This is a genomic window from Streptococcus sp. LPB0220 (assembly GCF_008727815.1).
GTDB lineage: Bacteria > Bacillota > Bacilli > Lactobacillales > Streptococcaceae > Streptococcus.
In genome coordinates this window covers 2,099,908-2,124,958 of the sequence record NZ_CP044230.1, presented here as the reverse complement: position 1 = coordinate 2,124,958, position 25,051 = coordinate 2,099,908, and the positions used below count along the sequence as shown (strand labels likewise).

At 38.3% G+C, this 25,051-nt stretch carries 24 protein-coding genes, 1 pseudogene and 1 riboswitch; of the genes and pseudogenes, 19 read left to right on the top strand and 6 right to left on the bottom strand.

What is annotated here, in order from left to right; translation table 11 throughout:
• Positions 1–16: 16 nt before the first annotated feature.
• On the bottom strand, positions 17–1,642 hold the full coding sequence (locus LPB220_RS10685) for an ABC-F family ATP-binding cassette domain-containing protein (protein WP_021154160.1): 1,626 nt from the start codon (positions 1,640–1,642) through the stop codon (positions 17–19).
• A 205-nt stretch (positions 1,643–1,847) separates the two neighbouring features.
• On the opposite strand from LPB220_RS10685, the gene trpS reads away from it, so the two are divergent.
• Together trpS and guaB are read left to right on the top strand one after the other, a co-directional pair.
• Positions 1,848–2,876 carry a tryptophan--tRNA ligase gene (trpS, locus tag LPB220_RS10680; protein ID WP_003002236.1) on the top strand — a complete coding sequence of 343 codons (1,029 nt, stop codon included), beginning with the start codon at positions 1,848–1,850 and terminating at the stop codon, positions 2,874–2,876.
• A gap of 141 nt (positions 2,877–3,017) precedes the next feature.
• Positions 3,018–4,499 carry an IMP dehydrogenase gene (gene guaB, locus LPB220_RS10675; RefSeq protein WP_150906764.1) on the top strand — a complete coding sequence of 494 codons (1,482 nt, stop codon included), beginning with the start codon at positions 3,018–3,020 and terminating at the stop codon, positions 4,497–4,499.
• A 45-nt stretch (positions 4,500–4,544) separates the two neighbouring features.
• On the opposite strand, the gene recF is transcribed toward guaB, so the two are convergent.
• Together recF and yaaA are read right to left on the bottom strand one after the other, a co-directional pair.
• Positions 4,545–5,639: a DNA replication/repair protein RecF gene (gene recF / locus LPB220_RS10670; protein WP_049471767.1), complete on the bottom strand. Its 1,095-nt coding sequence runs from the start codon at positions 5,637–5,639 to the stop codon at positions 4,545–4,547.
• Positions 5,639–6,001, bottom strand: a complete 363-nt coding sequence (gene yaaA, locus LPB220_RS10665) for a S4 domain-containing protein YaaA (protein ID WP_024054765.1) — start codon at positions 5,999–6,001, stop codon at positions 5,639–5,641. Before yaaA ends, recF begins: the two co-directional genes overlap by 1 nt.
• A gap of 155 nt (positions 6,002–6,156) precedes the next feature.
• On the opposite strand from yaaA, the gene yfmF reads away from it, so the two are divergent.
• The 8 genes from yfmF (at position 6,157) to LPB220_RS10625 (ending at position 12,936) form a co-directional block, all read left to right on the top strand.
• Complete coding sequence (gene yfmF / locus LPB220_RS10660; RefSeq protein WP_150906762.1) at positions 6,157–7,404, top strand: EF-P 5-aminopentanol modification-associated protein YfmF; 1,248 nt, start codon at positions 6,157–6,159, stop codon at positions 7,402–7,404.
• An 8-nt stretch (positions 7,405–7,412) separates the two neighbouring features.
• Positions 7,413–8,687, top strand: coding sequence for an EF-P 5-aminopentanol modification-associated protein YfmH (gene yfmH / locus LPB220_RS10655; protein ID WP_150906761.1), 1,275 nt, complete (start codon positions 7,413–7,415; stop codon positions 8,685–8,687).
• 26 nt (positions 8,688–8,713) lie between these two features.
• The gene (locus tag LPB220_RS10650) at positions 8,714–9,121 is read left to right on the top strand and encodes a helix-turn-helix domain-containing protein (RefSeq protein ID WP_003002050.1); all 408 of its coding nucleotides are present in this window, start codon (positions 8,714–8,716) and stop codon (positions 9,119–9,121) included.
• 31 nt (positions 9,122–9,152) lie between these two features.
• Positions 9,153–9,692 (top strand): CDP-diacylglycerol--glycerol-3-phosphate 3-phosphatidyltransferase, encoded by a 540-nt coding sequence (gene pgsA / locus LPB220_RS10645; RefSeq protein WP_003009208.1) that lies wholly within the window; start codon positions 9,153–9,155, stop codon positions 9,690–9,692.
• Complete coding sequence (locus LPB220_RS10640) at positions 9,693–10,517, top strand: energy-coupling factor ABC transporter ATP-binding protein (protein ID WP_150906760.1); 825 nt, start codon at positions 9,693–9,695, stop codon at positions 10,515–10,517.
• Positions 10,502–11,344 (top strand): energy-coupling factor transporter ATPase, encoded by an 843-nt coding sequence (locus LPB220_RS10635; RefSeq protein ID WP_021154152.1) that lies wholly within the window; start codon positions 10,502–10,504, stop codon positions 11,342–11,344. The genes LPB220_RS10640 and LPB220_RS10635 overlap by 16 nt, the downstream gene beginning before the upstream one ends.
• Entirely contained in the window at positions 11,337–12,134 is a 798-nt protein-coding gene (locus LPB220_RS10630; RefSeq protein ID WP_024054768.1) for an energy-coupling factor transporter transmembrane component T family protein, read from the top strand. The genes LPB220_RS10635 and LPB220_RS10630 overlap by 8 nt, the downstream gene beginning before the upstream one ends.
• 157 nt (positions 12,135–12,291) lie before the next feature.
• Positions 12,292–12,936, top strand: a complete 645-nt coding sequence (locus tag LPB220_RS10625; RefSeq protein ID WP_150906758.1) for a LysM peptidoglycan-binding domain-containing protein — start codon at positions 12,292–12,294, stop codon at positions 12,934–12,936.
• A 25-nt stretch (positions 12,937–12,961) separates the two neighbouring features.
• On the opposite strand, the gene LPB220_RS10620 is transcribed toward LPB220_RS10625, so the two are convergent.
• Genes LPB220_RS10620 through sdaAB form a run of 3 tightly spaced genes read right to left on the bottom strand, consistent with a single transcriptional unit; the run spans position 12,962 to position 15,146 of the window.
• Complete coding sequence (locus LPB220_RS10620; RefSeq protein WP_049522615.1) at positions 12,962–13,591, bottom strand: HAD hydrolase-like protein; 630 nt, start codon at positions 13,589–13,591, stop codon at positions 12,962–12,964.
• 1 nt (position 13,592) lies between these two features.
• The gene (gene sdaAA, locus LPB220_RS10615) at positions 13,593–14,465 is read right to left on the bottom strand and encodes an L-serine ammonia-lyase, iron-sulfur-dependent, subunit alpha (protein WP_003002222.1); all 873 of its coding nucleotides are present in this window, start codon (positions 14,463–14,465) and stop codon (positions 13,593–13,595) included.
• Between the two features lie 9 nt (positions 14,466–14,474).
• Complete coding sequence (sdaAB, locus tag LPB220_RS10610) at positions 14,475–15,146, bottom strand: L-serine ammonia-lyase, iron-sulfur-dependent subunit beta (RefSeq protein WP_023919982.1); 672 nt, start codon at positions 15,144–15,146, stop codon at positions 14,475–14,477.
• 228 nt (positions 15,147–15,374) lie between these two features.
• Between sdaAB and LPB220_RS10605 the strand changes: the two genes are divergently transcribed.
• The 9 genes and pseudogenes from LPB220_RS10605 (at position 15,375) to LPB220_RS10565 (ending at position 25,007) form a co-directional block, all read left to right on the top strand.
• A complete protein-coding gene (locus tag LPB220_RS10605) occupies positions 15,375–15,917 on the top strand; it encodes a LysM peptidoglycan-binding domain-containing protein (RefSeq protein WP_023919981.1) in 543 nt (180 codons plus the stop codon).
• A 203-nt stretch (positions 15,918–16,120) separates the two neighbouring features.
• Complete coding sequence (gene mnmA, locus LPB220_RS10600) at positions 16,121–17,242, top strand: tRNA 2-thiouridine(34) synthase MnmA (protein WP_023919979.1); 1,122 nt, start codon at positions 16,121–16,123, stop codon at positions 17,240–17,242.
• Between the two features lie 136 nt (positions 17,243–17,378).
• Positions 17,379–17,834 carry an NUDIX hydrolase gene (locus LPB220_RS10595; RefSeq protein ID WP_070675875.1) on the top strand — a complete coding sequence of 152 codons (456 nt, stop codon included), beginning with the start codon at positions 17,379–17,381 and terminating at the stop codon, positions 17,832–17,834.
• Positions 17,835–17,844: 10 nt separating this feature from the next.
• Positions 17,845–19,755: a tRNA uridine-5-carboxymethylaminomethyl(34) synthesis enzyme MnmG gene (gene mnmG, locus LPB220_RS10590; protein WP_118096206.1), complete on the top strand. Its 1,911-nt coding sequence runs from the start codon at positions 17,845–17,847 to the stop codon at positions 19,753–19,755.
• Positions 19,756–19,951: 196 nt separating this feature from the next.
• Positions 19,952–21,931: pseudogene (locus LPB220_RS10585) on the top strand (DHH family phosphoesterase).
• On the top strand, positions 21,928–22,380 hold the full coding sequence (gene rplI / locus LPB220_RS10580) for a 50S ribosomal protein L9 (protein WP_003002156.1): 453 nt from the start codon (positions 21,928–21,930) through the stop codon (positions 22,378–22,380). The pseudogene LPB220_RS10585 and the gene rplI overlap by 4 nt, the downstream one beginning before the upstream one ends.
• A gap of 25 nt (positions 22,381–22,405) precedes the next feature.
• Positions 22,406–23,764, top strand: a complete 1,359-nt coding sequence (gene dnaB, locus LPB220_RS10575) for a replicative DNA helicase (RefSeq protein WP_014714093.1) — start codon at positions 22,406–22,408, stop codon at positions 23,762–23,764.
• Position 23,765: 1 nt separating this feature from the next.
• Positions 23,766–24,038, top strand: coding sequence for a Veg family protein (locus tag LPB220_RS10570; protein ID WP_003009183.1), 273 nt, complete (start codon positions 23,766–23,768; stop codon positions 24,036–24,038).
• A gap of 34 nt (positions 24,039–24,072) precedes the next feature.
• Positions 24,073–24,174, top strand: a riboswitch (TPP riboswitch).
• Between the two features lie 74 nt (positions 24,175–24,248).
• Positions 24,249–25,007: an ABC transporter permease gene (locus LPB220_RS10565; RefSeq protein WP_003009181.1), complete on the top strand. Its 759-nt coding sequence runs from the start codon at positions 24,249–24,251 to the stop codon at positions 25,005–25,007.
• The last annotated feature ends 44 nt before the right edge of the window (positions 25,008–25,051 follow it).

Here is a 25,051-nt window from a genome sequence, read left to right as displayed (position 1 = left end):
TCAGGGCTCTTTATTTTTATGATTGACTCCAAAGTTCTTTCACTTTTGCTTGAACTTCTTCATTTTCAAGAAACTCATCATAGGTTTCATCAATACGATCGATTACGCCGTTTTTTGAAAGAACGATAATATGGTTGGCGAGTGTTTGAATGAATTCGTGGTCATGGCTAGCAAAGATAATCGATTCTTTAAAATTCTTCAATCCATCATTCAAACTTGAGATAGACTCCAAATCCAAGTGATTGGTTGGATCATCAAGTACAAGAACATTTGACTTGAGGAGCATCAATTTAGACAACATGACACGAACTTTTTCTCCCCCTGACAAGACGTTGACAGACTTGTTAACTTCGTCACCCGAAAAGAGCATACGTCCTAAGAAACCACGAAGGAAAGTATTGTCATCTTCTTCTTTACTTGCAAATTGACGAAGCCAATCGAGAATACTTTCACCACCTGCAAAATCACGACTGTTGTCTTTTGGTAGATATGATCGACTAGTTGTAACTCCCCACTTGACAGTTCCTTCATATTCAATATCATCCATCAATGCACGGATCAAAGCGGTTGTTTGAATATCGTTCTGTCCGATAAGGGCGGTTTTGTCACCAGGACGTAAGATAAAGCTGATATTGTCAAGGATGGTTTCTCCATCAATCTTGACAGAAAGATTTTCAACTGTCAAGAGATCGTTACCAATTTCTCGTTCTGCCTTAAAGTTGATGAATGGGTACTTCCGACTAGATGGAACAATTTCTTCAAGTTCAATCTTGTCAAGCATTTTTTTACGCGAAGTTGCTTGTTTTGATTTTGAAGCGTTGGCTGAGAAACGTGCGACAAACTCTTGTAATTGTTTAATTTTTTCTTCAGCTTTTGCATTTCTATCTGCTTGTAATTTTGCTGCAAGTTCAGAAGATTCTTTCCAGAAATCATAGTTCCCGACGTAAAGTTTGATTTTTCCAAAGTCGAGATCCGCCATATGGGTGCAGACTTTATTCAAAAAGTGGCGGTCATGGGATACAACGATAACCGTATTTTCAAAATCAATCAGAAAATCTTCTAACCAGGTAATGGATTGAATATCCAATCCATTGGTCGGCTCGTCCAAAAGAAGGACATCTGGTTTACCAAAAAGGGCTTTAGCTAAGAGAACTTTCACTTTATCCCCATTGGCTAACTCGCTCATAGTTTGATAATGAAGGTCTTCTGAAATATTTAGATTTTGAAGCAATTGAGATGCTTCACTTTCTGCTTCCCATCCACCAAGTTCGGCAAATTCACCTTCAAGTTCAGCTGCACGGACACCATCTTCATCAGAGAAATCTTCTTTCATGTAGATAGCATTTTTTTCTTTCATAATGTTGTAGAGCTTTTCATTTCCCATAATGACAACATCGATGACCCGCTCGTCTTCGTAGTCAAAGTGATTTTGACGCAAAACAGACAAACGTTCATCAGGGCCAAGAGAAATATGACCAGTTGTTGGTTCAATATCTCCAGCTAAAATTTTTAAAAAGGTTGACTTTCCAGCACCGTTGGCACCGATGAGACCGTATGTATTTCCTTCTGTAAAGTTGATATTGACATCGTCAAACAATTTTCGATCACTAAAACGTAGTGAGACGTCTGATACTGTAAGCAATGATTTTCTCCTCTTTCTATAATGTCTTCATTTTACTAGAAAATAGGGGAAAATTCAACTTTTTTACTGTCAATTTGTTTTTACAATGATGTAAACGAAATTGACAGTTTAGTAAAGTGTTAATTCCTTACAAACATAGAGGATAGACTAACATTTTCAACTAGAAAGTGCTATAATGATAGGGATAACGATTAAGGAGAAGAGTATGACAAAACCCATCATTCTGACAGGAGATAGACCGACAGGAAAACTCCATATTGGCCACTATGTTGGTTCTTTAAAAAATCGCGTCTTGTTGCAAAATAAAGATGAGTATAATATGTTTGTTTTCCTAGCAGACCAGCAAGCTTTGACAGACCATGCAAAAGATCCAAAAACGATTGTAGAATCTATTGGTAATGTTGCTTTGGATTATCTGGCAGCTGGACTAGATCCTGAAAAAGTTACGATTTTCATTCAAAGTCAGATTCCTGAATTAGCGGAATTGACCATGTATTACATGAATCTAGTATCTTTGGCGCGACTTGAAAGGAATCCAACTGTAAAAACCGAGATTTCTCAAAAAGGTTTTGGTGAGAGTATTCCAACAGGATTTTTGGTATACCCTATTTCACAAGCAGCCGATATCACAGCATTTAAAGCGAATTTTGTTCCAGTAGGAAATGATCAAAAGCCTATGATTGAGCAAACTCGTGAGATTGTTCGTTCCTTTAATCATGCATACAACACAGATACTTTGGTGGAACCGGAAGGAATTTATCCTGAAAATGAAGCAGCGGGGCGCTTACCTGGTTTAGATGGAAATGCTAAAATGTCTAAATCATTGAATAATGGAATTTACCTAGCTGATGATGCGGATACTTTAAAGAAAAAAGTGATGAGTATGTATACCGATCCGGATCATATTAAAGTAGAGGATCCAGGAAAAATCGAAGGCAATATGGTGTTTCATTACCTGGATGTATTTGGCCGTCCAGAAGATGCAGCTGAAATTGCAGAAATGAAAGAACATTATCAACGTGGTGGACTTGGTGATGTAAAGACCAAACGATATCTTTTAGAAATTTTAGATCGTGAATTAAGACCAATTCGTGAAAGACGCCTTGAATTTGCAAAGGATATGGGTGAAGTCTACTCTATTCTTGAAAAAGGAAGTGAACGTGCTCGAAATGTAGCAGCTCAAACATTGGATGAAGTCAAATCTGCGATGGGAATTACCTATTTTAAAAAATAAAACGACTTCATTAATAGCGAACATTTTATACCGTTCATTGATAGTTACCAATAAATGATTGACAAATTGCCATAGAATGGTATGATATTAACAATAAAAATTCGAGCCTTGCTCAAATAAAAAGAAAAGAGGATCCAGCTAATGTCTAATTGGGACACAAAGTTTTTGAAAAAAGGGTTTACATTCGATGACGTGCTTTTGATTCCAGCAGAAAGTCACGTATTGCCTAATGATGCAGATTTAAGTACACAATTAGCAAGTAATTTACGCTTGAATATCCCAATCATTACTGCTGCTATGGATACGGTGACTGAAAGTCAAATGGCAATTGCTATGGCACGTGCGGGTGGACTTGGTGTGATCCATAAAAACATGTCAATTGAGCAACAGGCAGATGAAGTACGCAAAGTAAAACGTTCTGAAAATGGGGTTATCATTGATCCGTTCTATTTGACTCCGTCTCATACAATTGCAGAAGCAGATGAGTTGATGGGACGATACCGAATCAGTGGTGTTCCTGTTGTTGAAACACTTGAAAATCGTAAATTAGTTGGTATCCTTACAAACCGGGATTTGCGTTTTATTTCTGATTACAATCAACCCATTTCAAATCATATGACGAGTGAAAATTTGGTGACTGCACCGGTTGGAACTGATTTGGAAACAGCTGAACACATTCTACAAGAGCACCGTATTGAAAAATTACCATTGGTAGATGAAAATGGTCGTCTTTCTGGCTTGATTACAATCAAAGATATTGAAAAAGTTATTGAGTTCCCAAATGCGGCTAAGGATGAATTTGGTCGTTTGCTTGTAGCTGGTGCCGTAGGGGTTACTTCAGATACTTTTGAACGTGCAGAAGCTCTTTTTGAAGCTGGTGCAGACGCAATTGTCATCGATACTGCTCATGGACATTCTGCGGGTGTTCTTCGTAAGATTGCAGAAATTCGTGCCCACTTCCCAGATCGTACCTTGATTGCAGGAAATATTGCAACCGCTGAAGGTGCTCGTGCATTATTTGATGCAGGGGTAGACGTAGTTAAGGTCGGAATTGGTCCAGGATCAATCTGTACAACTCGTGTTGTTGCAGGGGTTGGTGTTCCTCAAGTGACTGCTATTTATGACGCAGCCGCTGTAGCTCGTGAATATGGAAAAACGATCATTGCTGATGGTGGTATCAAGTATTCAGGAGATATTGTCAAAGCACTAGCAGCTGGTGGAAACGCGGTTATGCTTGGCTCAATGCTTGCAGGTACAGATGAAGCACCAGGTGAAACAGAAATCTTCCAAGGTCGTAAATTTAAAACATACCGTGGTATGGGATCTATTGCAGCAATGAAGAAAGGTTCTAGCGACCGTTACTTCCAAGGATCTGTCAATGAAGCCAATAAATTGGTCCCTGAAGGAATTGAAGGACGCGTTGCTTATAAAGGTTCTGTAGCAGATATGGTCTTCCAAATGATCGGTGGTATCCGTTCAGGTATGGGTTATGTTGGTGCAGCAACCATTCAAGATTTACATGATCATGCACAATTTGTCGAAATGAGCGGTGCCGGATTGAAAGAAAGCCATCCTCATGATGTGCAAATTACAAACGAGGCTCCTAACTACTCGGCACAATAAATTTACACATTTGTAAACAAAAATAACAGCATCTTGACAGTATTGTCAAGATGCTGTTTTGATATGACCGGCTTGAACAGTGAAAATTTTCAACTCTTCAGGTAGTTCTTTTAAATGATCGAGAGTGGTCGTTGTAATAAATGTTTGAATATTATTAGAGATGGTTTCAAGTAGTTGAAGTTGACGATAATTGTCAAGTTCGCTCATGACATCGTCAAGTAGTAAAATCGGCTTTTCTCTTGTGATTTCTTCCATTAATTCAATTTCTGCTAATTTTAGAGAGAGAACAACACTTCGATGCTGGCCTTGACTACCAAAGGTAGCATTCATATTATTGATAAAAAATGCCAAATCATCCCTGTGAGGCCCAATGCTTGTTGTTTTCCTAAAAATATCCTTCTGACGGTTTTTTTCCAACATAGAGAGAAACTGCTCTTCTATATCATTTCCTTCTTCAGAAAAAACAGTTGACTGATATTGAATTGATAGGTCTTCTTTGTTGTCAGAAAGTCGAGTATGTTTTTCTTTTGCTTTAGCTTCTAATTTTTTAATAAACTCAAGCCGATGATGGATGACGCGACTTCCAAAACTAGCTAGTTGTGAATCTAAGACCTCCAAAAATGTAGCATCAATTTTTTCCGAATTTTTTAGATAACTATTTCTTTGTTTCAGTACATGGTTGTATTGAGATAAGTCAGATAAGTAGAGAGGTTTCATCTGACCTAATTCAATGTCAATAAACTTTCGACGCCCTGCAGGTGATCCTTTGATCAGTTGCAAATCTTCGGGTGCGAAAAGGACAACATTCATATGGCCAATATAGTTCGATAATTTGGCTTGTTTCAAATGATTTACCTTAGTTATCCGACCTTTTGGTGTCAAGGAAATTTCTAATGGAAGGGGACCAGTTTCTCTTTGCAATTGACCAGAAACTTTAAAATCGGTGGATTCAAAATAGATGAGATCTCTATCATTTCGTGTTCGATGACTTCTGGTTAAAGCTAGAAAATAAATTGATTCGAGAATATTGGTCTTTCCTTGAGCATTTTGACCTAGGAAAATATTTAATCCAGGATGAAACTCGACTTCTAGTTCTTGATAATTACGAAAATGTTGAATGGATAACTGTTTTAACCACATTACGAGATACCAGGAAAGCGAATTGCTTTTTCTTTTTTGTTAGTCTTTGTCGGTTGTTTCTTTTGTTGTTGATTGAGTTGCTTGACAAGTTTAGCAACACGTTCCTTTTCTTCCTTCTCTTTAAGATGTTCTTCTATTTCTTCTTGAGAAGGTTCAAGAATGGTGATAGTCATGCTCAGTTCAGGAATGTCAATTTGATCATTGACACGAAGTTTACGGCCTCTCCGTTGTTCTAATTCACCATTAACAAAGACTTCTTTTTCTTGAAGAAAAGCTTTGATTGCACCACCACTCTGTATAATACCGAGTTCTTTTAAGATTGCTTGTAATGTAATAAAGTCATCAAATAATTTGTAATTCATAGTTCACCTCTTTGCGTGTTATTATACCATATTTTTAGTTTTTCTAGGGTAGAGAATGTTGAGTGATTTGAGGAGCTTTTTCACAGTTTGAATTAGGATTTTAGTGTGATTTCGTGTTATAATGAAAGTTACTATTGAGTAGAACGAGGATGAAAATGGAATTAGTAAAGGGCGTGAATCTTCACTTTCTTCAATCAAAAAAATTTAAAACCAATAAAATTAAGGTCCTTTTTTCATCGCCATTAGATGAAAATACCGTGGCTGCGCGTGTTTTAGTAGCCTGTATGATGGAAACTGCAAATCAAAAATATCCAACTTCACAATTATTCCGTGAAAAATTAGCGAGTCTATACGGGGTAGAATTGTCAACCTCAGTCTCTAAGAGGGGACGTGTTCATTATGTTGATTTGAATATTTCCTTTGTGCGCGATGACTTTTTGAGCAAGAAAAATGTTCTTACTGATGAAGTTTTGGACATTATAGAAACTATCTTCTTTTCACCTTTGGTAGTAGAAGATCACTTTGACAGTGATACATTTGACGTTGAAAAGAAAAATACGATTTCCGATTTGGAGTCAGAAATTGAAGAGCCTTATTATTATGCACATGGGCAATTGAATCAACTATTTTTTGAAGACGAAACAATCGGGATGTCAAGATTGGGGAAAGTTGATTTAGCGAGACAAGAGACAGCTCAAAGTTCTCTTGAACAGTTTCATCAGATGCTCCAATTAGATAACATTGACTTCTTTTTCATAGGCGATTTTAATGAGGTCGCTATTGTGGATCGAGTGAACCAGTTTGAATTCAAGCCACGTGATAACAATTTGTCTGTCACCTATCAACAACCTTTTACAAATGTTGTTAGAGAAAAGTTAGAGCAAAAACAAAACCAACAATCTATTTTAGAATTAGGTTATCATTTTTCTACCCAGTATGGAGAATCTCTCCATATCCCCCTAGTTGTATTAAATGGGATGCTGGGAGCTTTCTCGCATTCGAGACTTTTTCAAATAATTCGTGAGAAAGAAGGTCTTGCTTATACCATCTCTAGCCATTTTGATATTTTTACAGGCTTTATGAGAGTTTTTGCAGGCATTGATAAGGAATCTCGTACCAAAGTAATGACCTTGATTATGAGACAGTTGAATGATTTAAAACGAGGCAAGTTTACAGAGTCAGAGTTTCAATTGACAAAAGAAATGTTGGTGAATACGACCTTATTAGCACAGGATCGGCAAAATACCTTGATTGAAAGGGAATATTTGAAAACGATCCTAGGAAAGAAAGTCCTTTCTTTAGAAGAGTGGTTAGAGTCCATCGATAAGGTTAGTAGAGAAGAAATTATTGAAGTGGCAAAAACAATTAATTTACAGTCTGTTTATTTTATGGAAGGAAAGTAGTGTAAAGATTGAAAATTAAAGAAAAATATTATGAATCAGTTGGTGAGCAAGTTTACTTTACACGCTTGTCAAATGGGTTGACTATTCATTTAATTCCCAAAGAAGATTATTATGAAACCTATGGAATAATCACAACTAAGTTTGGCTCAGTGGATACACGAATTCTAGTGAATGGTGATGAAAGGCAATATCCTGCAGGAATTGCTCATTTCCTAGAACACAAAGTATTTGAAGATGAAAATGGTCAAGATTATTTAAAAAAATTCGTTCATTTAGGATCGGAAAGTAATGCCTTCACAAGCTTTACAAAGACAAGTTATCTTTTCTCAACAACTTCAAAGGTCCCTGAAAATATTCAATTGTTATTGGAGATGGTTTCAAAGGTTTCCTTTACAGAAAAATCTGTATCTAAGGAAAGAGAAATCATTCAACAAGAAATTGGAATGTACCAAGATAGTCCAGACTATCGATTATTTTTTGGTGCTTTAGAAAATTTATATCCTGGAACACCGTTAGCAGATGATATTGCTGGAACTAGGGAGTCTATTTCTGACATTACAATAGATAATCTCCGTGAAAACTTTGATCTATTCTATCATCCCTCTCAAATGCACTTATTAGTGATCGGAAACTTTGATGTTGATGAAGTATTGCAAGTAGTAAAGGAATATGATCTAGTTCCTCTTCATCCATCTGTGGAGTTAGAACGTTTTCCTGTAGAAAAAAATGAAGTAAGATTGAATCAATCTTGTAGAATGGAAGTTGCTACTCCTAAGTTGGCAATTGGAATTCGAGGAAATGATATCATTAAGGAAGAGGAAAAATTTCGTTATAAATTGATGTTGAAATTACTGTTTTCGATGATGTTTGGTTGGACTTCGCAACGGTTTCAAAGTTTATATGAAGCTGGGAAGATTGACAACTCATTGACACTTGAAGTCGAGGTTGAGGAATTATTTCATTTCGTTATTTTGACAATGGATACTCAAGAACCGGTGTCCCTATCTCATCAATTTAGGTCAGCAATCAAACAATTTGAGAAGGATCCAGATGTCAATCAGGAACATTTGGATACGATTAAAAGCGAAATGTTTGGTGATTTCTTACAAGGTTTAAATTCGCTTGAGTATAGTGCCACTCAGTTTGAATATTTTTCAGACGGTAGCACTTCTTATGATCTTCCAAAGATTTTACAAGGTATTAGTTTACAAGATATCATCAAATTAGGGCGTCAGTTCATCGACCAGGCTGAGATGGTTGACTATATGATTTTTCAAAAGTAGTAAACAATGTATCAAGAAGGGAAAACATGAAGAAGAGAACGATTGGTCAAGTGTTAAGACTGTCAAGAGTAAATTTACACTTAAGTTTACAGGATGTGTCAAATAAAACAGCCATTGGAATTCCTTATATAGAAGCGTTGGAAAACGATGAGTTTGATCTATTACCGAGTCCCTTTTACGCTCAGATCTATCTTAAAAAGTTAGCATGGGCTTTGGGATTAGATGAGTCCATCCTATTGACAGCTTTTCGTGAAGGAAAAGAATTGTTATTTGATGAAGAAATACTTGTAGATGACGAAGAGCTTCATTCAAGAAAATTAAGACAGAAAGCGAGCTGGTTACCAATCCTGTATTATCTACTAGTGAGTTTTGCCATCCTTGGCTTTGTGATTTATATCGTATATTTTTATGAGTTTACAGCATCTGTAAAATAGATGTAAAGATAGTTTATTTTTTGGAGGAAGTATGAAAAAAGAAAATATTCCTAATGCATTGACATTAATTCGGGTTGTAATGATTCCTATTTTTATTGCTATTTTAAGTTTAAGTCACTCTTACTTAGGACATATTGTAGCGGCAGTTATTTTTGCAATTGCTAGTATTACAGATTATTTAGATGGCTTTCTTGCACGTAAATGGAATGTAGTGAGTAATTTTGGTAAATTTGCCGATCCAATGGCAGATAAATTATTGGTCATGTCAGCCTTTATCATGATGATTGAATTAAAAATGGTTCCTGCTTGGATTGCAGCCGTTATCATTTGTCGTGAGTTAGCTGTTACTGGTTTGCGTCTTCTACTTGTTGAGACAGGTGGTACAGTTCTTGCTGCAGCCATGCCAGGAAAAATTAAAACCTTTAGCCAAATGTTTGCCATTATCTTTTTGCTTTGCCATTGGACACTTCCAGGGCAAGTGTTGCTTTATATTGCATTGATTTTCACAATTTATTCTGGTTACGACTACTTTAAGGGAAGTAGCTATCTCTTTAAAGACACATTTAAATAAATGAAACAGATGATTGAGCTAAAAAATGTATCCTTTCGATACGATAAAACAGTAGAAGAGTATCAAATTGACACGGTTTCGTTTCACGTGAAACAAGGAGAGTGGCTTTCGATTGTTGGACACAATGGTAGTGGGAAATCTACAGTTGTACGCCTGATTGATGGCCTTTTGGAAGCTGAGTCTGGTGAGATTTACGTTGATGGAAAACAACTGACTCGTGAAACCATATGGGATATCCGTAGTAAAATTGGGATTGTATTTCAGAACCCTGACAACCAATTTGTTGGTGCGACAGTAGAAGATGATGTTGCCTTTGGTTTAGAAAATCAAGGAATTCCACGGGAAGAAATGCTTCAACGTGTGGAGAAGGCTATTGAGCAAGTTGGTATGCTGGAGTTTAAAGATCGCGAACCATCTCGTTTGTCAGGTGGTCAAAAGCAACGGGTGGCTATAGCAGGTATTATCGCCTTGAGACCAACTATTATTATCCTTGATGAAGCAACTAGTATGTTAGATCCAGAAGGTAGAGAGGATCTAATGGCGGTAATGAGAGAACTTCAAAAAAAATTTCAATTAACAATTATCTCCATTACCCATGATTTAACCGAAATTGCCTTAAGTGATCGAACACTCGTGTTTCAAAAGGGAAAACTAGAGTCTTCTATGACGCCGCGGGAATTGTTTTCAAGAAATGACCTCAATGAGATTGGATTAGATAAGCCTTTTAGTAAGCAGGTCCAAGAATCTCTCAGCTCGCATTTTCCGCTAAAGCAGGACTATCTAACAGAAAGTGAGTTATTAGACCAACTATGGGAATCTCTTTAAAGAATGTCTATTATACTTATCAAGAGGGAAGTCCTTTTGAAGGGCAGGCGCTTTCTGATATTAGTTTGGAAATAAAAGATGGATCTTATACAGCCATCATCGGGCATACTGGTAGTGGCAAGTCTACTTTGTTGCAATTACTAAATGGTTTACTGCGTCCGACTAAAGGAACGATTCAATTTGAAGATTTTGTTTTAGATAATCATTCTGAGCCAAAAGAAATGAAGTACCTGAGAAAAAAAGTCGGTTTGGTTTTTCAATTTCCAGAAAGTCAGCTGTTTGCAGAAACCGTTCTAGCTGATGTAGCCTTTGGACCACAAAATTTTGGAGTACCTAAGGATAAAGCGGAGGAAATAGCCAAAGAAAAATTAGCGATCGTTGGTTTAGAAGAGTCTATCTATGATAAAAGTCCATTTGAACTATCTGGTGGACAGATGAGACGGGTTGCGATCGCGGGTATTTTAGCTATCGAACCAGAGATTTTAGTATTGGACGAGCCAACAGCAGGGCTAGATCCTGCTGGAAGAAAGGAATTGATGGCGCTGTTTGAGACATTACATAAAAATGGGATGACCCTAGTTCTGGTAACTCATACGATGGATGATGTAGCAAATTTTGCTGATACCGTATTTGCTTTAGAAGCGGGAAAACTTGTCCTAAACGGATCCCCAAGGGAAGTGTTTCAACAGGTTGAGTATTTACAAAAACTTCAATTAGGAGTCCCACAAATTACGAATTTTGCTCTTCAATTGAAACGAAGAGGACTTCCTCTGGACAGACTACCAATCAAAATTGAGGAACTAAAGGAGCTGTTACTTCATGAATAATATGATTTTAGGAAGGTATATTCCTGGAAACTCCATTATCCACCAACTAGATCCTCGTGGGAAGTTGCTCTCAATGTTTTTATTCATATTTCTTCTGTTTTGGGCAAATAATATCCAGACAAATGTTCTTCTCTTTGGTTTTATTTTTGTTTTAATGTATCTAACGAGGATTTCGGTTAGTTTTTATATTAAAGGTTTAAAATCAATGATTTTTATCATTGCTTTTACAACCATTTTTCAATTATTTGCGACCTCTCAAGGAACTATTTTGTATCAATGGTGGTTTTTTAAATTAACCGACCAAGGATTGATGCAAGCCGCCATCATATTTTGTAGATTTATTTTAATCATTTTTTATTCGACGATTTTAACCGTGACGACGACACCATTGAGTTTAGCAGATGCTGTTGAAAAGATCCTCACACCACTAAAAATTATTAAAGTTCCAGCACATGAGATTGGGTTAATGCTATCTATGAGTTTGCGCTTTGTTCCAACTTTAGTGGATGATACGAATCGAATCATGAATGCGCAAAGGGCGCGTGGTGTTGATTTTGGTGAAGGAAATCTATTAAAAAGGATCCGTTCCTTCATTCCGATTCTCATTCCTTTGTTTGCCTCAAGTTTTAAACGCGCAGATGCATTAGCAATTGCGATGGAAGCGAGAGGGTACAAAGGCGGTGAAGGACGAACACGCTATCGGACTCTGCAGTGGGGAGTAAAAGATACCCTGGCATTGCTCGTTATTCTGTGCCTCATGTTGATAGTTTTTTATCTAAAAAATGGATAGAGCTAGTTGTATTGGTTCAAAAATAAGGAAAAAGCGCTATACAAAGCGCTTTTTACATTAAATTCACATATTCTTGTAACATTTGTAATATATTCTACAATAAACTGTAACATTTTGTGTGTATGATAGAATTATGTTCGAAAGGAGAATAGAATTCATGAACAGTAAAAAGTTCCAATGGACAGTCACTTCCCTACTTTCAGCAGCATCACTTTTCATTTCTGGTATTGCTACAGTGAATGCTGAAACTTACGAAGTGAAGTCTGGAGATACTCTATCAAAAATTGCACTAGAAAATAACACTTCAGTAGAAAATATTATTGCATCTAACAATCTGACCAATGAAGATTTGATCTATGCAGGACAAATTATTGAGTTAGGTGAGCGTTCAAAATCTATGATTGATAAAGTTGCTCCACAAGAGCAAGCAAAACCTGCTGAAAGTGCAACTACAGCAACTGCACAAACTGCTCAAAAACAAACAACTTATGCAGCAAATGCTGCAGTGACTTCTGCACAATCAACAAATGGTGGAATTGTTCTATCAAATGGGAATACTGCTGGAGAACAAGGATCTTATGCAGCTGCTCGTATGGCTGAAATGACTGGTGTACCTGCTTCTACTTGGGAAGCAATTATTGCCCGTGAATCAAATGGTCAAGTAAATGCAGCAAATGCTTCTGGTGCCAGTGGTTTGTTCCAAACAATGCCAGATTGGGGTTCAACTGCAACAGTTGATGATCAAATCCAGGCTGCATACAATGCATATAGCTCACAAGGTTTATCAGCTTGGGGTTATTAAAAAAATAGGTTTACAACTTGTAAACCTATTTTTTTAATGTCTCAAGAATGTCAAGTGGAGAGTGACAAATAAAATCTGGTGAGTAAAGAAGTAGCTCTTCAAGATCTCCAAATCCCCAAGTGACGGCCATGGTTTTTATGCCAACTGTTTGACCTCCAATGAGGTCAAATTTTGTGTCTCCAATAATCACTGTCTCCTCTTTTGGAAGGTCATTGCTTGACAAGGCGTATCGAATGACATCGGCTTTGTGGATACGATCTGAATTTGATCCATAAATTCCTTTAAAGTATTTATCGATACCTAAATCTTGACACATCTGTAAAGCAACTGGTTCATGTTTTGAAGTAGTTACATAAAGAGGAATGTTTTCGTCTTGTAATGCTTTCAAAGCTTCTACTATCTGAGGAAACAGAGTTGATTTGTATTGACCTTTTTCATGATAATACTGGCGATAGATCATCACTGCTTGATCTACCAAAGTTTCAGGAAGGGTAGCTTCAAAACTAGAAATCAAAGGTGGTCCCATAAAACTACGGATAGTTTTGAGATCGGGTTGAGGAACCTTCAAAGTATCGAATGTATGTTGAAAGCTCTCTGTAATTCCCTTGGAACTGTCAACTAATGTTCCATCTAAATCAAAAAATAAGGCTTGCATGTTATTCTCCAAATATCTCTTTTTGTAATCTACGTCCGGTTGGTGTTGCTGCCAATCCTCCTTCAGCTGTTTCTCTAAAGGCAGTCGGAAGACTAGATCCAACTTGGTACATGGCGTCAATCACTTCATCAACAGGTATTTTTGATTCAATACCTGCTAAGGCCATATCAGCAGCAATGAAGGCATAGCTAGCTCCCATTGCGTTCCGTTTAACACATGGAACTTCCACGAGTCCTGCTACTGGATCACAAATGAGCCCAAGCATGTTTTTGATGACAAAACAGACTGCTTGACTCGCTTGATAAGGAGTTCCCCCAGCAGCTAGTGTCAATGCTGCTGCACTCATAGCTGAAGCAGAACCAACTTCTGCTTGACAACCACCTTCTGCACCTGAAATAGAAGCATTATTTGCGATCACTAAACCAAAAGCTCCAGCTGTCAGTAGAAAATCTAATTGTTGCTGACGGTTTAACCCTAATTTTTGAGTTGCTGCAGTGAGAACTGCGGGGAGGCAGCCAGCAGATCCTGCAGTGGGTGTTGCGCAGACCAGTCCCATCTTAGCATTGTGTTCGTTGACAGCAATAGCATTCTTCGCTGCGGTTAGGACGGTCAAGTCAGATAACGTTTTTCCTGATTTGATATAGCGATCTAATTTTGCGGCATCCCCACCGGTTAACCCACTACGAGAGTGGTTTTCATTTAACCCTAACTTTACAGAATCAATCATCACTTCTAAATTACGGGTCATTAATCGTAGGACTTCTTCTCGTTCACGACCGGTTAGTTCAAATTCAGTTGCAATCATTAACTCTGCGACGTTTCCTTCGTATTGCGTGCTTGCTTGTTCTACGAGGTCTACAATTGAATAAAACATATGAACTCCTTATTTGAAAAAGTTGACATTATGAAGATGAGGAATTTTACGGATATCATCGATAGCTGCTTCACAACTCCTTGAGTCAACTTCTATAATCATAATCGCTTTTTCTCCAGCTTTTTCCCGCGTCACATTCATTTGTGCAATGTTAATATCATAGCGAGAAAGAGCTTCTGTCACATGGGCGATCATTCCAGGGACGTCCTGGTGAACAATGATAATGGTTGGAGTATTCATATTTAGCGAGATAGCAAAGCCATTTAACTCAGTAACTTGTATGTTCCCACCACCAATTGAGATTCCGGTGACAGAAATCGTTTTATGATCATTTTTAACAGTAATAGTCGTTGTGTTTGGGTGAGGAGCATTGCTTTCTTTTTGAATAGACCAAACAATCCGAATGCCTCGTTCATGTGCAATTTTTAGACTATCTGGGATTCTAGGATCATCTGTGTCCATTCCTAAGATGCCCGCTACTAAGGCTAAATCTGTTCCATGACCACGATAGGTTTTGGCGAAGGAATTAAATAATTGGAACTCAACTTCTTTTGGCTCCTCTCCAAAGATAGAAGAAACAATTTTACCAATTCGAACAGCACCTGCAGTGTGACTACTGGATGGGCCGATCATTACAGGTCCAATAATATCAAAAACTGATTGGAATTTTAAAGAGTTCATGCTCTGCTCCTTTGTGATCACTTTACTTCATTATATCAGATATGGCTGATGATTTCTTATATTTTTCCCGAAATATCTGAGAAATCTTAAAGGGGGCTTAAAGCATTTATATTATCCTGGATTTTTAGTATTTCTAACATCTGACTGAAATATTTGACACATTATTTCAATAAATATGAAATATTTCTTGTGTAGTATAGAGGTATACCAATAAAGGAGTACATAATAATGAATAAAAAACAAATGATGAAACGAATGATTGGACTTAGTTTACTTGCAGGACTTTTCCTTCCAATTGTAGCGAATGCAGATTCTTATACTGTAAAATCAGGTGATACTTTATCAGCTATTGCTAAAGAGAAGAACACAACGGTTGATGCAATTGCTAAGAAAAATAAGATTAGTAACGTGAATCTCATCTCAGTTGGTCAAGTTCTTGAGATTGAAGATGCAAATACAACGCAGAAAACCACGGAGCAAGCTCCTGCTAGTAAAACTGATACTACACAAGCAACAACTACTGTCTCTGCTTCAGATGGCTTGAGTGCGGAGGATGCAGCTGCTAAGGAATGGATTGCCCAAAAAGAGTCAAGTGGTAGTTATACAGCACAAAATGGCCAATATTATGGCCGTTACCAATTGACTATCACTTATTTGAATGGTGATTTATCACCTGCAAACCAAGAAAAAGTGGCCAATCAATATGTTGTCAGCCGTTATGGATCATGGTCAGCAGCTAAAAATTTCTGGTTGGCAAATGGCTGGTATTAAATTCGTATGAAAAGAGTTCTTGAATAGGACTCTTTTTATATTTACAGGCCTGTAAACCCATCGATCCTGATCAACAAAAGAATAGTAAGATGCTTGTTTTCTAATATAAAGCGTGTTAAAATGGTAACTGCTCAAAACGACCTTCAATCGTTGAAGCAAACCACGACCTTCAATCGTGAGAAACGAAAAGATGGGAGAAATCTATGAGTGATAACTCGAAAACACGTGTTGTTGTTGGTATGAGTGGTGGTGTGGATTCATCTGTAACAGCTTTATTATTAAAGCAACAGGGTTACGATGTCATCGGTATCTTCATGAAAAACTGGGACGACACAGACGAAAATGGCGTATGTACAGCTACAGAAGATTACAAAGATGTAGCAGCGGTTGCAGACCAAATTGGCATTCCTTACTATTCTGTCAACTTTGAGAAAGAATACTGGGATCGTGTCTTTGAATATTTCCTTGCCGAATACCGAGCTGGTCGAACACCAAATCCGGATGTCATGTGTAATAAGGAAATCAAATTTAAGGCCTTTTTAGATTATGCTATGACACTCGGTGCAGATTATGTAGCGACAGGGCACTATGCGCGTGTGGCGCGTGATGAAGATGGCATTGTTCATATGTTACGCGGCGTTGACAACGGGAAGGACCAAACTTATTTCTTAAGCCAGCTGTCACAAGAACAACTTCAAAAAACCATGTTCCCATTGGGACATTTGGAAAAGCCAGAGGTTCGTCGTCTAGCTGAAGAAGCTGGATTAGCAACAGCTAAAAAGAAAGACTCAACTGGGATTTGCTTTATCGGAGAAAAGAATTTCAAAGAATTTCTAGGGAACTACCTTCCTGCCCAACCAGGTCGAATGATGACCATCGATGGACGAGATATGGGTGAACATGCTGGTTTGATGTATTACACAATCGGTCAACGGGGTGGACTTGGAATTGGTGGTCAACAAGGTGGAGACAATGCTCCATGGTTTGTAGTTGGGAAAGACCTCAGTCAAAATATTCTTTATGTCGGTCAAGGTTTCTATCATGAAGCATTGATGTCAACAAGTTTACAGGCTAGTCAAGTTCACTTTACACGAGATATGCCAGAAGAGTTTACATTAGAGTGTACAGCTAAGTTCCGCTATCGTCAGCCTGACTCAAAGGTGACTGTACACGTTAAAGGTGACAAGGCAGAAGTGATTTTCGCAGAACCTCAACGAGCCATTACACCAGGACAAGCTGTTGTCTTTTACGACGGTGAAGAGTGTCTAGGCGGTGGCTTGATTGACAATGCTTATCGGGATGGAAAAGTTTGTCAGTATATTTAATTGACAAATTTTCTCAATTTGCTACAATAATAAAAGCAATAGAAATGATGGTCAAAGCTCATGGATGTTGCAGGCTTTTTTGTCCTGCACTTCTCAGAGTTTTGACTATTTTTTTGTGATTTTGAAAGGAAGTAAAATGAGGCGACAGGATTTTCGAACGAAAATAGGTTCTACTGTTTTTGGTGTGAGGGCGACTGCTTTGATTGTAAAAGATAATCGCTTGTTCGTCATAGAAGATGAGGACGGCTGTTATACAATCGGAGGTGCTATTCAAGTCAATGAAACTACAGAAGATGCTGTAGTTCGGGAAGTCAAAGAGGAACTTGGTGTCACATCTACAGCAGGTCCGTTAGCTTTCGTGGTTGAAAATCACTTTGAACAAGCTGGAATCCACTACCATAACATTGAATTTCATTATTTGGTGGACTTACTGGAAGATGCACCTTTGGTCATGCAGGAAGATACAAAGCAATTACCTTGCCGTTGGATTGCTTTAGATGATTTACACACTGTTGACCTGAAACCGGCTTTTTTAAAATCAGCCCTACCAGACTGGGACGGAAAATTACGACACATCCATCTTGAGAAATAGGAGAAATAGAATGAATTATAACTTTATAGAAGAATACGATATCATTGTAATCGGTGCGGGGCATGCGGGAGTAGAAGCCTCTCTAGCTGCTAGCCGTATGGGTTGTAAGGTCTTACTTGCGACTATTAACATTGAAATGCTGGCTTTTATGCCTTGTAATCCCTCTATTGGTGGTTCTGCTAAGGGGATTGTCGTGCGTGAAGTCGATGCCCTCGGTGGAGAAATGGCGAAGAATATCGACAAGACCTACATCCAAATGAAAATGCTCAATACTGGTAAAGGTCCTGCGGTTCGTGCACTTCGGGCTCAAGCAGACAAAGAACTTTACTCAAAAGAAATGCGGAAAACGGTTGAAAACCAAGAAAATTTAACCCTTCGCCAAACCATGATTGATGAGATTTTGGTGGAGAATGGTAAGGTTGTTGGTGTAAGGACTGCGACTCACCAAGAATATGGCGCAAAGGCTGTTATTGTCACTACTGGGACAGCTTTACGCGGAGAAATTATCATTGGAGACCTCAAGTATTCGTCAGGACCTAATCATAGTCTAGCTTCTATCAATTTGGCCGATAATCTCAAACAGCTAGGATTAGAAATTGGACGTTTCAAAACAGGCACGCCACCTCGTGTAAAGGCATCGTCAATTAATTATGACGAAACGGAAATTCAACCTGGAGATGAAGCTCCAAATCATTTTTCTTATACATCGCGTGATGAAGATTATGTAAAGGATCAAGTTCCTTGTTGGTTGACTTATACGAATGGTCATAGTCATGAAATTATCCAGAATAATTTACACCGGGCACCTATGTTTACAGGAGTTGTAAAGGGAGTAGGTCCTCGCTATTGTCCGTCTATTGAGGATAAAATTGTCCGTTTTGCTGACAAAGAACGTCATCAACTATTCTTAGAACCAGAGGGACGAAACACAGAAGAAGTCTATGTTCAAGGGTTGTCAACGAGTTTACCAGAGGATGTTCAGCGGGATCTCGTCCATTCTATTAAGGGACTTGAGAAGGCTGAAATGATGCGTACGGGTTATGCAATTGAGTATGATATGGTCTTGCCTCATCAATTGCGCGCAACTTTGGAAACCAAGAAAATTTCAGGTCTCTTTACAGCTGGCCAAACCAATGGAACGTCTGGCTATGAGGAGGCCGCTGGTCAAGGGATTATTGCAGGGATCAATGCGGCTCTAAAAATCCAAGGAAAACCAGAACTCATTTTGAAACGCAGTGATGGTTATATTGGGGTCATGATCGATGATTTGGTAACAAAGGGAACGATCGAACCGTATCGTTTGTTAACAAGCCGTGCAGAATACCGTTTGATTTTGCGTCATGATAATGCCGATATGCGCTTGACAGAAATGGGACGAGAAATTGGATTGGTAGATGATGAACGTTGGCAACGTTTCGAAACCAAGAAGTATCAGTTTGAAAAAGAGATGAAGCGTTTGGATAGCATTAAGCTAAAGCCTGTAAAGGAAACCAATGAGAAGGTTGCTGCAATGGGCTTTAAACCATTGACAGATGCTGTCACTGCTAAAGAATTCTTAAGACGACCAGAAGTGTCTTACCAAGATGTGGTGGAATTTATCGGTCCTGCAGCTGAAGAACTGGATGATAAAATCATTGAATTGATTGAAACTGAAATTAAATACGAAGGTTATATTTCAAAAGCAATGGACCAAGTCGAAAAAATGAAGCGTATGGAAGAAAAACGAATTCCAGCAAATATTGACTGGGATGATATTGACTCCATTGCAACCGAAGCTCGTCAAAAATTTAAATTAATTAATCCAGAAACGATTGGTCAAGCAAGTCGTATCTCAGGTGTCAATCCAGCAGATATCTCTATTTTAATGGTTTACTTGGAAGGTAAATCTCGGAGTATCTCCAAAAACAAAGCAAACCACTAATCAAATGAGGCTGAGATGATGTTTCAGCCTCAATTTTATAGATTGAAATTTGTTGCTGTTGTTTACACGATTGTAAACTTTTGTTTACAAGGTAGTGAAGTGGAGAAAGAGTTTTTGACTGGTCAATCTTCTCTGTAATATAGAGAGAAACCTCGCTTTTTACCTCTAATTATGGTATAATTCCGAGAAGAGGTTTATGATGAAAAAATTTCGTTTATCGTTCATCCATTATGTGTTAATTGGTTTTATTTCATTTGCAATTTTAGCAATTTTTTTAAGAATCTTTGGCAAAGGCTATGTAACTCTCATTGCAATTTTTTTAGTCTTAGCTGGATTGATTGCTTTATTTGAATACCAGTTACAAATTTCAGAGTTAGATGAATTAGAACAAATACAATATGTTAATCATCAGGCAGAAAGCGGATTAGCATCCCTCCTTGATAAAATGCCTGTTGGAGTTATCAAAATTAATGAAGAGTCAAATGAAGTAGAGTGGTTCAACCCTTATGCTGAATTGATTTTTTCAACAGATGATGGAGACTTTGATGTTGAATCCTTGAAAAAGTTACTCAATACTCTGTTTGAGGATAAAGGTCATTATGTCACTGTAGCCGATAAGAAATATTCTGTTTACTTTGATCAGACGTCTAGTGTTGTTTACTTTTTTGATGTTTCAAGTGAGTATGAAGCAACTGTGGGATTGGTGACAACTCGTCCCGTTATCGGTATTATTTCTGTTGATAACTATGATGATCTAGAAGATGTCATTTCAGACTCTGATATTAGCAATATCAATAGTTTTATTGCCAACTTTGTAGAAGAGTTTACAGCTCGTTACCATATGTTTTACAGACGTGTGGGGATGGATCGTTTCTATTTGTTTACAGACTACACGGTCTTAGAACAGTTGATGGAATCAAAATTTTCAGTCATCGATCAATTCCGTGAAGAAGCCAAAAATCGTGAGCTACCTATTACCTTAAGTATGGGATTCTCGTACGGTGACGGGGAGCATGATGAGATTGGTAAAGTGGCCCTCTTGAACCTAAACCTTGCGGAAGTTCGTGGTGGGGATCAAGCAGTTGTCAAAGAAAATGATGAACAGAAAAACCCTATTTTCTTTGGTGGTGGAACAGCTTCGGCTGTTAAGCGGACTCGGACACGCACACGCGCTATGATGACAGCTATTTCGGATAAGATTAAATCCGTTGATCAAGTCTTCATTGTTGGACATAGAAACTTGGATATGGATGCTTTAGGAGCGTCTGTGGGAATGCAGTTTTTCTCTAGCAATATTTTGGCTTCCTCTTATGTGGTCTATGACCCGCATGCAATGGCTAGTGATATTTCAAGAGCGATTGCGAAACTAGAAGAAGAGCAGGTAACGAAAATCCTTCCCCTAGAGGAAGCCATGCAAATGGTGACGGATCGCTCTTTGTTAATTATGGTGGACCATTCTAAGACAGCCTTGACCCTTTCTAAAGAGTTTTATTAGGAATTTCAACAGATTATTGTCATTGACCATCACCGTCGGGATGATGATTTCCCTGAAAATGTTCTGATCACCTATATTGAAAGTGGAGCAAGTAGTGCGAGCGAATTGGTTAGTGAACTTATTCAGTTCCAGAAGTCGAAGAAAAATCGGTTAACGAAGATTCAAGCTAGTGTCTTGATGGCTGGGATTATGCTGGATACTAAGAACTTCTCAGCACGTGTTACGAGTCGGACCTTTGATGTGGCGAGTTACCTTCGTTCAAGAGGTAGTGATAGTGTAACCATCCAGGAGATCTCTGCGATTCAGTTTGATGAGTACCGCGAAGTGAACGAACTGATCTTGACTGGTGAAAAGATTTTGCCGCATATCATCGTAGCTTGTGCCAATACGACTAAAGCCTATGATTCAGTAACTATTAGTAAAGCAGCTGATAGTATGCTAGCCATGTCTGAGGTGGAAGCAACCTTTGTCATTGCTTGTAATCAAAGTGGGACTGTCTCGATTTCTGCACGAAGTCGAAGCAAAGTCAATGTACAGCGTATCATGGAACAGCTTGGCGGAGGAGGCCATTTCAATTCGGCAGCCTCTCAAATTGAGGGTCAAGATTTGATGAGTATTCGTCAACAACTGATTGAGACTATTGAAAACGAAGTAACTATTGAAAAGGAGAATGTAGAATGAAAGTTATTTTCTTAGCGGATGTAAAAGGTAAAGGTAAAAAAGGCGAAATTAAAGAAGTGCCTACTGGTTATGCACAAAACTTTTTGATCAAGAAAAATCTTGCGAAAGAAGCCAATGCCCAAGCAATCGGTGAACTTCGTGGAAAGCAAAAGTCAGAAGAAAAAGCGCATGCTGAATTGTTAGCGGAAGCGCAAAAGATTAAAGCGAAATTAGAAGAAGAAGCAACTGTTGTTCAATTCACTGAAAAAATTGGGCCAGATGGCCGTACCTTCGGCTCTATTACCAATAAAAAGATTGCAGAAGAGCTTGAGAAACAATTTGGCATTAAAATTGATAAACGTCATATCCAAGTTTCCTCTCCAATTCGTTCAACAGGATTGATTGACGTCCCTGTAAAAATTTATCAAGATGTTACAGGTGTGATTAATATTCGTGTAAACGAAGGATAAACACGATCGATAGAAAGGTTTTTTTATGGCTGAGATAGAGGAATTACGAACACAACCTCAGGATATCCAAGCGGAGCAATCAGTGTTGGGAGCCATCTTTATTGATGAGGGGAAATTGGTCTTTGTTCGTGAATATATCGAGCCTGGCGATTTCTTTAAGTACTCGCACCGTTTGATTTTTAAAGCCATGATCGATCTAGCTGACCGCGGGGATGCGATTGATGCGACGACTGTTCGAAATATTTTAGATAGTCAGGGGGATCTCCAAAATATTGGCGGTCTCTCCTATTTGGTAGAAGTCATTAATTCGGTACCAACTTCAGCTAACGCAGAGTATTACGCGAAGATTGTTGCCGAAAAAGCTGTTTTACGTCGATTGATCTCTCGATTAACGGAAAGTATTAATCAAGCTTATGATGGTGCAAGTCCTTCAGATGAAATCATTGCGGGTGCTGAAAAAGCTCTGATTGATGTTAGTGAAAACGCAAATCGTAGTGGATTTAAAAATATTCGAGACATCTTGAATATAAATTTTGGTAGCTTGGAAGCCCGCTCTCTTCAAACCTCTGATATTACGGGTATTGCGACAGGCTATCGCGATTTGGACCATATGACGACAGGGCTACATGAGGAAGAGTTGATTATTTTAGCGGCTCGTCCTGCAGTAGGGAAAACAGCCTTTGCTCTAAATATTGCTCAAAATATCGGGACAAAGTTGGATAAGACAGTGGCTATTTTCTCATTAGAAATGGGTGCTGAGAGTTTGGTTGACCGGATGTTAGCAGCTGAAGGTTTGATTGAATCCCATTCGATTCGTACAGGTCAATTGACGGATGAAGAGTGGCGGAAATATGCCATTGCTCAAGGAAATTTGGCCAATGCGAGTATTTACATCGATGATACCCCAGGAATTCGGATCACTGAGATTCGTTCGAGAGCAAGAAAATTAGCGCAGGAAACAGGGAATCTCGGTCTTATTCTGATTGACTACCTGCAGCTGATTACAGGGACTGGAAGAGAAAACCGTCAACAGGAAGTTTCAGAAATTTCTCGTCAGTTAAAGATTTTGGCTAAGGAACTAAAAGTTCCCGTTATTGCTTTGAGTCAGCTATCACGTGGTGTGGAACAGCGCCAAGACAAACGTCCTGTTCTTTCTGATATTCGTGAATCTGGATCGATTGAGCAGGATGCGGATATTGTTGCTTTCTTGTACCGTGATGATTATTATGATCGAGCTGGTGAAGAGGAAGAAGATGGAATGCCTAATAATACGGTTGAAGTGATTATCGAGAAAAACCGTTCAGGTGCGCGTGGGACAGTCGAATTAATATTCCAAAAGGAATACAATAAATTCTCAAGTATTTCAAAGAGAGAGGATCAATAAGATGAGTGATGCATTTACAGATGTTGCAAAAATGAAAAAAATTAAAGAAGAGATCAAGGCTCATGAAGGACAAGTGGTTGAAATGACGCTTGAAAATGGACGGAAACGTCAAAAAAATAAATTTGGACGCTTGATTGAGGTCTATCCTTCTTTATTTATTATCGAGTATACGAACGACAACAGCTTACCAGGTGAACCAGCCAATACATACGTGGAGTCTTACACCTATTCAGATATTTTAACAGAGAAGAATTTAATTCGTTATTTGGATTAATTTCTTGCTTTTATCGTCTAAATCAGTTATTATAATAAATACATATGGGAGTCTGTGTACAGTCTGAGAGGAAGTGTAAGCTTCGACCGCACCTGATCTGGGTAATGCCAGCGTAGGAAACAAATGAAATGTATTTTTCGTTATGAGTGACCTTGTGCAATCCGTCTCCTATTTTGGAGGCGTTTTTTATTTATGAGAAAGGAGGTTACGATGTCTCTTGTAAAAAGATATTCAAAACAATTGATAGGATTTGCAGGTTTTAGCAGTCTTCTTGTCTTATGGCAGTTAGCAGGATTTTTAAATATCCTCCCCAAATTTGTATTACCAACGCCACTTGAAATTGGGAATGCCTTTGTACGAGATCGAGCTCTCCTGATTCATCACAGTTTGTCTACCCTTCAAGTGGCCTTGATTGGACTTGTTATAGGGGTTCTTCTTGCTGCTGGCTTTGCGATTCTCATGGATAGTTTTCAATGGGTGAATGATCTGGTCTATCCTTTTATGGTTGTTATTCAAACCATTCCGACGATTGCCTTGGCCCCTATCCTGGTTCTTTGGTTTGGTTATGGTATGCTTCCAAAACTGGTTTTGATCATTATTACGGTTGTATTTCCCATCGTAGTCAGTCTGTTAGATGGTTTTCGGCATTGCGATCAAGATATTCTGAGATTGTTTCAGATTATGCAAGCCAATCGCTTTCAGACTTTAGTCCATTATAAAATTCCTGCAGCGCTTCCTTATTTTTTCGCAGGTTTACGTGTGAGCGTTTCCTATGCTTTTATCAGTACGGTAGTTTCAGAATGGTTAGGAGGTTTTGATGGATTGGGGGTCTATATGATCCAATCGAAGAAGTTATTTCAGTATGATACGATGTTTGCGATCATTGTATTGATTTCTGCTATTAGTTTACTCGGTATGTTTCTCGTTGACCAATTAGAACGAACCATTCTAAAATGGAAAAAGGATTGACAAACTTGTAAATGGTGTAAAAATTAAATTGACAAAAATGTAAA